Source organism: Ancylobacter lacus (assembly GCF_018390635.1).
Lineage (GTDB): Bacteria > Pseudomonadota > Alphaproteobacteria > Rhizobiales > Xanthobacteraceae > Ancylobacter > Ancylobacter lacus.
Window position 1 is genome coordinate 52,821 of record NZ_JAHBGE010000041.1, and the last position, 9,905, is coordinate 62,725.

Here is a 9,905-nt window from a genome sequence, read left to right on the forward strand (position 1 = left end):
GGCACCCCGCTTCCCCAGCGGTCATGCGGCTCGGCGGGCGATGTCGTCGAGCCGCGCCGCCAGCGCGTCCGGGGCGGACAGGAAGGGTGAATGGTCGCCCTCCAGCGTGAACACCGCCTCGCAGGGGGTGCGCGCGGTCATGGCGCGCTGATAGGCGAGGGAAACGGCGTTGTCGCGCGTGCCCTCGATGTAGAAGCGCCGCACCGTGCCGAACCGCGCCGCGGTGAGGTTCAGCGGGTCGCGGTAGACCTTCATGCGCTGCGGGGTCAGGCGGGCGGCGGCGAAGGCGGCATCGGCGGGGCTGCAGGTGTTGTAGAACACCGCGCCCGCCGCGGCGGCGGGAAAGGTCGCGGTCTCGCCGTCCGGGGCGACCTGCATGTTCGCCAGCACGAGGTCCTCGACCCCGAGATGGGCGTGGGCGTCGAGAAAGCCGACCAGCGTCTCCCCGGCGCGGAACAGCAGCCCGTTGAGATAGACCGTGGCGGCGAGGCGGTGCGGCAGGTTCTCGCTCACCTGCGCGCTGACGATGCCGCCCATGCTGTGGCCGACCAGGATGACCTTGCCGGGCCGCGCCTCGATCGCCTCGCCCACCCGCGCGGCATAGCCGGCGAGATCGGCGGAGGCGAGCGGGGCGGGGTCGCCGCCGCTCGCCGGGAGGTTGGGCGCCATCACCCGATGGCCCAGCGCCTCCAGCCGGGGCACCAGCTTCTGCCAGCACCAGTTGCCGTGAAACGAACCATGCACGAGGACGAAATCGGCCATGGGGGCTCTCCTGGTGGCTCAATGAGGCAGGGTCGGCGACGGGTCGGTCGCACGGCGGTGGGTGGCGCCGGCCTGGGCAGGCCGCGTCCGGCGGGGCGCGCTCAGCCCGGCCGCGGCAGCAGCGCGGCCTCCGCCGCCAGCAGCCGCCGGGTGCCGCGTGTGGCGGGAAGGCCGGCGAGCCGGGCGAGATCGGCGGGAAGGTCGACGTCGAAGGCGATGCCCGGCAGCTCCGCCGCGCCATGGAGGCGGGGCGTGATCCCGGCCCGCGCGGCGGCGGCGCAATGGCGCGCGAAGCTCGCCGGCCCGAAGGCGAAGCGCAGCAGGCTCGGCGGCGAGACCAGCAGCGCGCAGGTGCCCTCCCCGTCATGGGCGGGAACGAGGCTCACCGCCGGGGTGCCGTCATGGCCGGCGAGCAGGCGGGCGATGTCCTCCGAGGCCACCGCGGGAATGTCGCCGGGCACCACCAGCACGCCGGCCGCGCCCCGCCCGGCGAGGTCGGCGGCGGCCCGCCGCAGCGCCGCGTTCAGCCCGCGCGCCTGCGGCTCGGCGATGACGCAGGCACCCAGCGCCTCGGCCATCGCCGCCGCCTCGGCATCGGCGGTCACCACCGCGACGCCGGCCAGCTCGCGCACCTCGACCAGCGCGGCGAGCACGTCGTCGAGCATCGCCCGGGCGAGGCGGGCGCGCTGTGCCGGGGCCAGCGCCGGGGCCAGCCGCCGCTTGGCCGCGGCGAAGGGCTTCACCGGCACCACGGCCCAGACGCCGGAGGCGCCGGGCGCCGCCCCGCCACGGCCAGCCCCGCCGCAGCCCGCCCCGCCGCGGCCCTGCCCGCTCATGCCGGCCGGCCCGCCAGCGCGAGCACGACGCGGGCCAGCGCGGTCCTGTCGTCGAGGCTGCGCATCAGGGTCGGCGCGGCGTGCACCGCCATGCCCTCGGGAACCGCGACGCCGGCATCAGCCTCGTCCACCACGAGGATGTCGACCAGCCCGGCATAATGGGCGGCGACGGTCGCCGCGCCCGGCTCCAGCCCCAGCTCGCGCATCATCTTTGCGGTCGGCCCCTTCACCGCCTGCCCGGCGATGATCGGCGAGACCGCCACCACCGGCACCCGGCGCCGCGCCAGCGCGGCGCGGATGCCCGGCACGGCGAGGATGGGGTCGATCGACAGATAGGGATTGGACGGGCACAGCACGATCGCCGCCAGCGCGGGATCGGCGAGGGCGGCGGCGACGGCGGGCGCCATGCGCGCCTCGGCCGCCCCGGCGAAGTCGAGCGCCTCCACCGCCGGCTCGCAGCGCCGGCCGACGAAATAGGGCTGGAAGTCCAGCCAGCCCTCCTCCCGCGTCTTCACCCGGGTGCGCACCGGGTCGTCGCTCATCGGCAGGATGGCGGAGGCGATGCCGAGCCGGGCGCGGAACCGCTCGGTGATCTCGGACAGCGTCAGCCCCTGCGCCAGCAGCCGGGAGCGCTCGACATGGGTGGCGAGGTCGCCGTCGCCGAGCAGGAACCAGTCCTCCCCGCCCAGCGCCTTCAGCGCCGCCATGAAGGTCCAGGTTTCCTCGCGGCGGCCCCAGCCCTTCACCGGGTCGTCGAGCCCGGCAAGGGTGTAGAGCAGGGTGTCGACATCGGGCGAGACGTGCAGGCCGAGATGGACGAAATCGTCGCCCGTATTGGCGAGGACGGAAAGCGCGCCGGGCGGCAGCACCCGGTCCAGCCCCAGCGCCAGCTTGGCGCCGCCGATGCCGCCCGAGAGGGCGAGGATGCGGAAGGGTGGGCTCATCGGAACAGGTCCTCATGCTCGGGCCGCACCAGATCGCGCGCGGCGCCGTGCGGGGCGGTGGGGGCGAGGCCGCGCAGCACGGCGGCGGGGCGGCCCTCGTCGCCCTGCCCCATCACCAGCGAGGCGGCGGCGGCGATCTCGTCGGCATGGCCGATCATCGTGACCTGAAGCGGGCGGCCGAACAGGTCGGGCTCGCCGCGGCGGTCGACCAGCGCGGCGAGGCCGGCGGCCCCCACGGCGATGCCCATGGTGCCGCGCCGCCAGGCCCGGCCGAAGCTGTCATTGATGACCACGGCCAGCTCGACCCCGGCCCGCGCGGCCAGCGTGGCCCGCAGCGCGGCGGCGCTGGCGTCGGGATCGGCCGGCAGGAGGAGCGCCAGCTCCCGCCCGTCGGCCTCGACATTGGAACGGTCGATGCCGGCATTGGCCATGACGAAGCCCAGCCGGTGCTCGACGATGAGCACGCCCGGCCGCGCCCGCACCACGCGGCGGCTCTCGCCCAGCACCAGCTCGACGAAGCGCGGGTCCTTCTCCACCACGGCGGCAAGCTCGCGCGCGGCGGGCGAGGGTGAGACGTCGGCGAGATCCACCAGCCGGCCCTCGGCCTTGGAGACGATCTTCTGCGCCAGCACCACCACGTCGCCGGCGGCCGGCACCCGCGCGGCGCGGCCATAGCCCTCCAGCACCAGCGCGGCGAGATCGTCGCCCGGCCGCACCAGCGGCAGGCCGGGAAGGGCGAAGAGATCGAGTGCCTGCGGGCCGAACGTCACGCCACCGCTCCTGAAAACCCCGGGGGAACCGCCGCGCCCGCCGGCTCAGCCATAGGCGGCGCGCAGCCGCGGAAGCACCTCGGCGGAATAGAGCCGCAGGAACCGCTCCTGGTCGGCCCCCGGAGCATGGAACACCAGATGGCGGAAGCCCAGCGCGATGTAGGCGCCGATCTTCTCGACATGCTCGTCGGGATCGGTGGAGACGATCCAGCGCTTCGCGGTGCGCTCGGCCGGCAGCGCGTCGGCGAGGCGCTCCATCTCCAGCGGGTCCTCGACGCTCATCTTCTCCTCGGCCGAGAGCGCCAGCGCCGCCCACAGCCGGGTGTCCTCGCGGGCGCGGGCGAGGTCGGTGTCGAAGGACACCTTCATCTCGATCATGCGGTCATAGCCGGCGCCGTCGCGGCCGGAGGCCGCCAGCCCCTCCGCCACATTGGGCAGCAGCGTTTCGGTATAGAGGTCCCAGCCCTTGCCGGAGGTGCAGATGAAGCCGTCGCCGGCACGGCCGGCATATTTGGCGATCATCGGTCCTGCGCCGGCTATGTAGATCGGCACCGGCTGGTCCGGCCGGTCATAGATGGTGGCGCCCTCGGTGCGGTAATACTCGCCCTCGAAGGTCACGCGCTCCTCGCTCCAGAGCTGGCGGATGAGGCGGACCGCCTCGCGCAGCCGGGCGAAGCGCTCCTTCATCTCCGGCCAGGGCCCGCCGGTGGCCGGCACCTCGTTGAGCGATTCGCCGGTGCCGACCCCGAGGATGACGCGGCCGGGGAACATCTGGCCCAGTGTGCCGAAGGCCTGCGCCACCATGGCCGGGTGGTGGCGGAAGGTGGGGGTGAGCACGCTGGTGCCCATGATGATGCGGGAGGTGGAGGCGCCCAGCGCGCCGAGCCAGGCCAGCGCCGCCGGCGCGTGCCCGCCGGTGTGCCGCCAGGGCTGGAAATGGTCGCTCACGAACACCGAGTCGAAGCCCGCCCGTTCTGCCGCAACCGCGAAATCGAGCAGGCGGCGGGCGTCGAACTGTTCCGCAGATGCTTTGTAGCCCAGCTTCAGCACGCTCCATCCTCCTCCGCAGGTTCCGACGCGGCCGAGCATAGAGTGATATGGGTCATCAGCACAATATGCAGGAATATGACGCTATCTCAATATTTTGGAAGTTGATCGCTTCTGAACCCCGCTCACTGGCGCGCCGGGGCGGCGGGACTGCCCCGATACCGCCGCGCTTTTGCCGCACTGCACATATTCGAAAGCATAAAACTTTCGTTTGAACCTATTGCAAGCGCGATTATGACCATTTAGGCTCCATATGAAGATAAAAACGAAAGCCATCCTGACCAAAAGGCTGGCGCCTACGGGAGATGCGCGTGAACGCACGTATGCTCGACGCCATGTATGACGTCGCCATCATCGGCGGTGGCGTGAACGGCTGCGGCATTGCCCGCGACGCCGCCGGGCGCGGCGCTTCGGTGGTGCTGCTGGAACAGGGCGACTTCGCCGGGGCGACCTCCTCGGCCTCCACCAAGCTCATTCACGGCGGGCTGCGCTACCTCGAGCACTATGAGTTCCGGCTGGTGCGCGAGGCGCTGATGGAGCGCGAGGTGCTGTGGAAGATCGCCCCCCACATCATCTGGCCGCTGCGCTTCATCCTGCCCCACCATGCGGGGCTGCGGCCGGCCTGGCTGCTGCGGCTCGGCCTGTTCATCTACGACCATCTCGGCGGCCGCAAGCTGCTGCCGGCCACCCGCACGCTGGACCTGCGCCGCGACGTCGCCGGCCAGCCGCTGCGCGCGGACTACACCCGCGCCTTCGAATATTCCGACTGCTGGGTGGAGGATAGCCGGCTCGTCGTCCTCAACGCGCTGGATGCCGCCGAGCGCGGCGCCGACGTGCGCCCCCGCACCCGGGTCGTCTCCGCCGAGCGGCGGGCGGCCGAGGGCTCGGTTCCGGCGCACTGGCGGCTGGAGGTGGAGCACGCCGAGGACAAGACCCGCGAGAGCGTCGCCGCCCGGGTGCTGGTCAACGCCGCCGGGCCGTGGGTGCACGAGGTGCTGGCCCGCGTGGTGCGCGCCAACTCGCCGGCCTCGGTCCGGCTGGTGCAGGGCAGCCACATCGTGGTGCCGAAACTCTACGACCACGACCGCGCCTACATCTTCCAGAACGCGGACGGGCGCATCATCTTCTCCGTGCCCTATGAGCGCGACTTCACCCTGATCGGCACCACCGACCGCGACTACAAGGGCGCCCCCCACGAGGTGAAGGCCAGCGACGAGGAGATCGCCTATCTCTGCGCCGCCGCCAGCGAATACTTCAAGAAGCCAATCGTCCCCGCCGATGTGGTGTGGACCTATTCCGGCGTGCGCCCGCTCTATGACGACGGCGCCTCCAAGGCGCAGGAAGCCACCCGCGACTATGTGCTTGAAATGGACGAGACCGAGGGCATGGCGCCCCTGCTCTCGGTGTTCGGCGGCAAGATCACGACCTATCGCCGGCTCGCCGAGCATGCCGTCCAGAAGCTGAAGAACGTGCTGCCGGGCGGCGACAAGCCCTCCTGGACCGGCACCGCGCCCCTGCCGGGCGGGGATTTCGACGTCCGCGACGTGCCGCGCGTCATCGCCCAGGTGCAGCGCGCCCACCCCTGGCTCGACGCCAGGCTCGCCCGCCGGCTGGTGCTGGCCTACGGCACCCGCACCCTGCGGCTGCTGGATGGCGCCCGCGGCCCGCGCGACCTCGGCGAGACCTTCGGCGCGGACCTCACCGAAGCCGAGGTGCGCTATCTCATTCGTGAGGAATGGGCGCGCAGCGGCGCGGACATACTCTGGCGGCGCTCCAAGCTCGGGCTCCGCTTCAGCACCGAACAAGCCGCCCGGCTGGACGCCTATGTGCGTGCCGCCGTGGAAGGCGGGCCGGCCGCCTTTGCGGCCCGGAACACGCTGGCGGCGGGAGGAAACGCGTCATGAGCCTCGTTCTCGAAAAGGTCCGGCGTGAGATCGCCGGACAGGTCCACATCCGCGACGTCTCGCTGGAGCTCCAGCGCGGCAGCCTGAACGTGCTGCTCGGCGCCACCCTCGCCGGCAAGACCTCGCTGATGCGGCTGATGGCCGGGCTCGACGTGCCCACCGCCGGCCGCGTCATCGTGGAAGGGCGCGACGTCACCGGCCTGCCGGTGAAGAAGCGCTCCGTCGCGATGGTCTACCAGCAGTTCATCAACTACCCCGCCCTCACGGTGTACGAGAACATCGCCTCCCCGCTGCGGGTGCAGGGCCTGCCCCGGGCGGAGATCGAGAGCCGGGTCGCCGACGCGGCGCGGCTGATGCGGCTGGAGCCCTATCTCCAGCGCCGGCCGCTGGAAATGTCCGGCGGCCAGCAGCAGCGCTGCGCCATCGCCCGGGCGCTGGTGAAGCGCGCCGACCTCGTGCTGCTCGACGAGCCGCTGGCCAATCTCGACTACAAGCTGCGCGAGGAACTGCGCGAGGAGCTGCCGCGCATCTTCGCCTCGACCGGCGCGGTGTTCGTCTACGCCACCACCGAGCCCACAGAGGCGCTGCTGCTCGGCGGCAACACCGCCACCCTGCTGGAAGGCGCGCTGACCCAGTTCGGCCCGACCCCGGACGTCTACCGCCACCCGCTCGACCTCGACACGGCACGGGTGTTCTCCGATCCGCCGCTCAACACGCTCGAGGTCACGAAGTCCGGCGGGCAGGTGCGGCTCGCCACCGGCGGCACGGTCCCGGTCGCCGGCGTGTTCGAGAGCGTGCCGGACGGCACCTACACCGTCGGCGTGCGCGCCCACCACCTGGAGCTCGCCGCGCCCGGCAGCCCGGTGGCGCCCGGCACGCTGAGCCTCGACGCGGTGGTCTCGGTCTCGGAGATCACCGGCTCGGAGAGCTTCGTGCATGTCGACATCGGCACCAGCCGGCTCACCGCGCTGCTGACCGGCGTGCGCCGGCTGGAGCCGGGCGCCGCGGTCGCGGTCCATATCGATCCCCTGCACATCCTGCTGTTCGACACCAAGGGCCGCCGCGCCGGCCGCCAGCTCGATCTCGCGGCCTGAGGAGAGCACGATGGCCAGCATCACCCTCGACCATCTTGCCCACGCCTATCGCCCGAACCCGACCAGCCCGAAGGACTATGCGCTGAAGCGCATCGACCACGTCTGGCAGCAGGGCGGCGCCTATGCGCTGCTCGGGCCTTCCGGCTGCGGCAAGACCACCCTGCTCAACATCATCTCCGGCCTCGTCATCCCGACCGAAGGCCGCATCCTGTTCGACGGCAAGGACGTCACCCGGCTGCCGACGGAAGCGCGCAACATCGCCCAGGTGTTCCAGTTCCCGGTGGTCTACGACACCATGACGGTTCGGCAGAACCTCGCCTTCCCGCTGAAGAACCGCGGCGTCGCCGCCGATGTCATCCGCAAGCGGGTGGAGGAGATCGGCCACCAGCTCGGCCTGTCCGCCAGCCTCGACCGCAAGGCCTCGAACCTCACCGCCGACGCCAAGCAGAAGATCTCGCTCGGCCGCGGGCTGGTGCGCCCGGACGTCAACGCCATCCTGTTCGACGAGCCGCTCACCGTCATCGACCCGCACCTGAAGTGGCAGCTCCGCTCCACGCTGAAGGAGCTGCACCGCGCGCTCGACCTCACCATGATCTACGTCACCCACGACCAGACCGAGGCGCTGACCTTCGCCGACAAGGTGGTGGTGATGCATGACGGCGCGGTGGTGCAGACCGGCACCCCCGAGGAGCTGTTCGAGCGCCCCGCCCACACCTTCGTCGGCCATTTCATCGGCTCGCCGGGCATGAACGTGCTGCCGGCGACGGTGGAGGGCACCACCGCCCGGGTCGGCGGCGCCGCGATCGCGCTGGAGCGGGCCTACCCCGCCCTGCCGGCGGGCGCCCGGATCGAGCTCGGGGTGCGGCCGGAATTCGCCTTCCTCGCCCGGCGCGGCGAGGGCGTGCCAGTGACCGTGAAGCGCATCGACGATATCGGCCGGGTGCGCATCGCCCGCGTCGAGATCGCCGGCCAGCCCGTCGCCGCCACCGTGCCCTACGGCCTCGCCATCGACGGCACGGAGGCCGCGCTGCGGCTCGACCCGCGCCAGATCCACATCTATGCCGACAGCCACCTCGTGGCCGGCCAGCCCGCCACCGGCACGAAGGCCTGACCGATGGAAAAGACGCTCAACAACCGCGCCTGGTGGCTGGTCGCCCCGGTCTTCGCCATCGTCGCCTTCTCGGCCATCGTGCCGCTGATGACGGTGGTGAACTATTCGGTGCAGGACACCTTCGGCAACAACCAGTTCTTCTGGAACGGCCTCGGCTGGTTCCAGGAGCTGCTGGACCCCGCCTCCGACCTCGGCGGGCGCTTCTTCGACGCGCTGTGGCGCAACCTGCTGTTCTCCGCCATCATCCTCGCCATCGAGGTGCCGCTCGGCATCCTCGTCGCGCTCTCCATGCCGCGCGAGGGCGGCTGGAAGGTCGCCGCCACGCTGGTGCTGATGGCGCTGCCGCTGCTGATCCCGTGGAACGTGGTCGGCACGATCTGGCAGGTCTTCGCCCGCGCCGATATCGGCCTGCTCGGCTACGCCCTGAACAGCACCGGCTTCGCCTACAACTACACCGGCGATCCCCTGCACGCCTGGGTCACCATCGTGGTGATGGACGTGTGGCACTGGACCAGCCTCGTCGCGCTGCTGTGCTATGCCGGCCTCAAGTCGATCCCGGACGCCTACTACCAGGCCGCGCGGATCGACGGCGCCTCGCGCTGGGCCATCTTCACCACCATCCAGCTTCCCAAGATGAAGCGGGTGCTGCTGATCGCGGTGCTGCTGCGCTTCATGGACAGCTTCATGATCTACACCGAGCCCTTCGTCCTCACCGGCGGCGGCCCGGGCAACGCCACCACCTTCCTCTCGATCGACCTCGTGAAGCTCGCCCTTGGCCAGTTCGACCTCGGCAAGGCGGCGGCGATGTCGCTGGTCTACAACCTCATCGTGCTCGCCGTGTGCTGGGTCTTCTACACCGTGATGACCCATGCCGGCACCGAGCGCGCCGACCGGGAGATCGCGTCGTGAACCATTCCTCGCGCGGCGGCACCCTCGTCATGACGGTGTACCTGCTGTTCCTGCTGCTGCCGATCTACTGGCTCGTCAATATGAGCCTGAAGACGAACTACGAGATCACCACCTCGGTGACGCTGTGGCCGCGGGAGATCACCTTCCAGCACTACCGCACCATCTTCACCGATTCGAGCTGGTACTCGGGCTACATCAACTCGCTCAGCTATGTCGTGCTGAACACCATCATCTCGATCGGCCTCGCGCTGCCGGCGGCCTATGCCTTCTCGCGCTACCGCTTCGTCGGCGACAAGCACCTGTTCTTCTGGCTGCTGTCGAACCGGATGGCGCCGCCCGCGGTGTTCGCGCTGCCCTTCTTCAACCTCTACTCCGCCATCGGCCTGTTCGACACGCCATGGGCGGTGGCGCTGGCGCACTGCCTGTTCAACGTGCCGCTGGCGGTGTGGATCCTGGAAGGCTTCATGTCCGGGGTGCCGCGGGAGATCGACGAGACCGCGCGGCTGGACGGCTATTCGCTGCCGCGCT

Annotated in this window: 10 protein-coding genes; 5 read left to right on the forward strand and 5 right to left on the reverse strand. The window is 71.1% G+C overall.

The features are described from left to right. Positions 1-21: 21 nt before the first annotated feature. From KHC27_RS08410 to fgd, 5 genes are all read right to left on the reverse strand, one after another. Entirely contained in the window at positions 22-762 is a 741-nt protein-coding gene (locus KHC27_RS08410; RefSeq protein ID WP_213337670.1) for an alpha/beta fold hydrolase, read from the reverse strand. 101 nt (positions 763-863) lie between these two features. Next, positions 864-1,598, reverse strand: coding sequence for a 2-phospho-L-lactate guanylyltransferase (gene cofC, locus KHC27_RS08415; protein ID WP_213337679.1), 735 nt, complete (start codon positions 1,596-1,598; stop codon positions 864-866). Further along, on the reverse strand, positions 1,595-2,542 hold the full coding sequence (gene cofD, locus KHC27_RS08420) for a 2-phospho-L-lactate transferase (protein WP_213337681.1): 948 nt from the start codon (positions 2,540-2,542) through the stop codon (positions 1,595-1,597). The genes cofC and cofD overlap by 4 nt, the downstream gene beginning before the upstream one ends. Further along, on the reverse strand, positions 2,539-3,312 hold the full coding sequence (cofE, locus tag KHC27_RS08425; protein WP_213337684.1) for a coenzyme F420-0:L-glutamate ligase: 774 nt from the start codon (positions 3,310-3,312) through the stop codon (positions 2,539-2,541). The genes cofD and cofE overlap by 4 nt, the downstream gene beginning before the upstream one ends. Positions 3,313-3,357: 45 nt before the next feature. After that, entirely contained in the window at positions 3,358-4,362 is a 1,005-nt protein-coding gene (fgd, locus tag KHC27_RS08430) for a glucose-6-phosphate dehydrogenase (coenzyme-F420) (RefSeq protein WP_213337686.1), read from the reverse strand. A gap of 302 nt (positions 4,363-4,664) precedes the next feature. On the opposite strand from fgd, the gene glpD reads away from it, so the two are divergent. From glpD to KHC27_RS08455, 5 genes are all read left to right on the forward strand, one after another. Continuing rightward, positions 4,665-6,263, forward strand: coding sequence for a glycerol-3-phosphate dehydrogenase (gene glpD, locus KHC27_RS08435; protein ID WP_213337688.1), 1,599 nt, complete (start codon positions 4,665-4,667; stop codon positions 6,261-6,263). Continuing rightward, positions 6,260-7,357 (forward strand): ABC transporter ATP-binding protein, encoded by a 1,098-nt coding sequence (locus KHC27_RS08440; protein WP_213337696.1) that lies wholly within the window; start codon positions 6,260-6,262, stop codon positions 7,355-7,357. Before glpD ends, KHC27_RS08440 begins: the two co-directional genes overlap by 4 nt. 10 nt (positions 7,358-7,367) lie before the next feature. Further along, positions 7,368-8,468: an ABC transporter ATP-binding protein gene (locus tag KHC27_RS08445; RefSeq protein ID WP_213337698.1), complete on the forward strand. Its 1,101-nt coding sequence runs from the start codon at positions 7,368-7,370 to the stop codon at positions 8,466-8,468. A 3-nt stretch (positions 8,469-8,471) separates the two neighbouring features. Further along, positions 8,472-9,377: a carbohydrate ABC transporter permease gene (locus KHC27_RS08450; protein ID WP_213337700.1), complete on the forward strand. Its 906-nt coding sequence runs from the start codon at positions 8,472-8,474 to the stop codon at positions 9,375-9,377. A gap of 29 nt (positions 9,378-9,406) precedes the next feature. Next, the coding region (locus KHC27_RS08455; protein WP_213337719.1) for a carbohydrate ABC transporter permease at positions 9,407-9,905 on the forward strand (499 nt) is incomplete at its 3' end.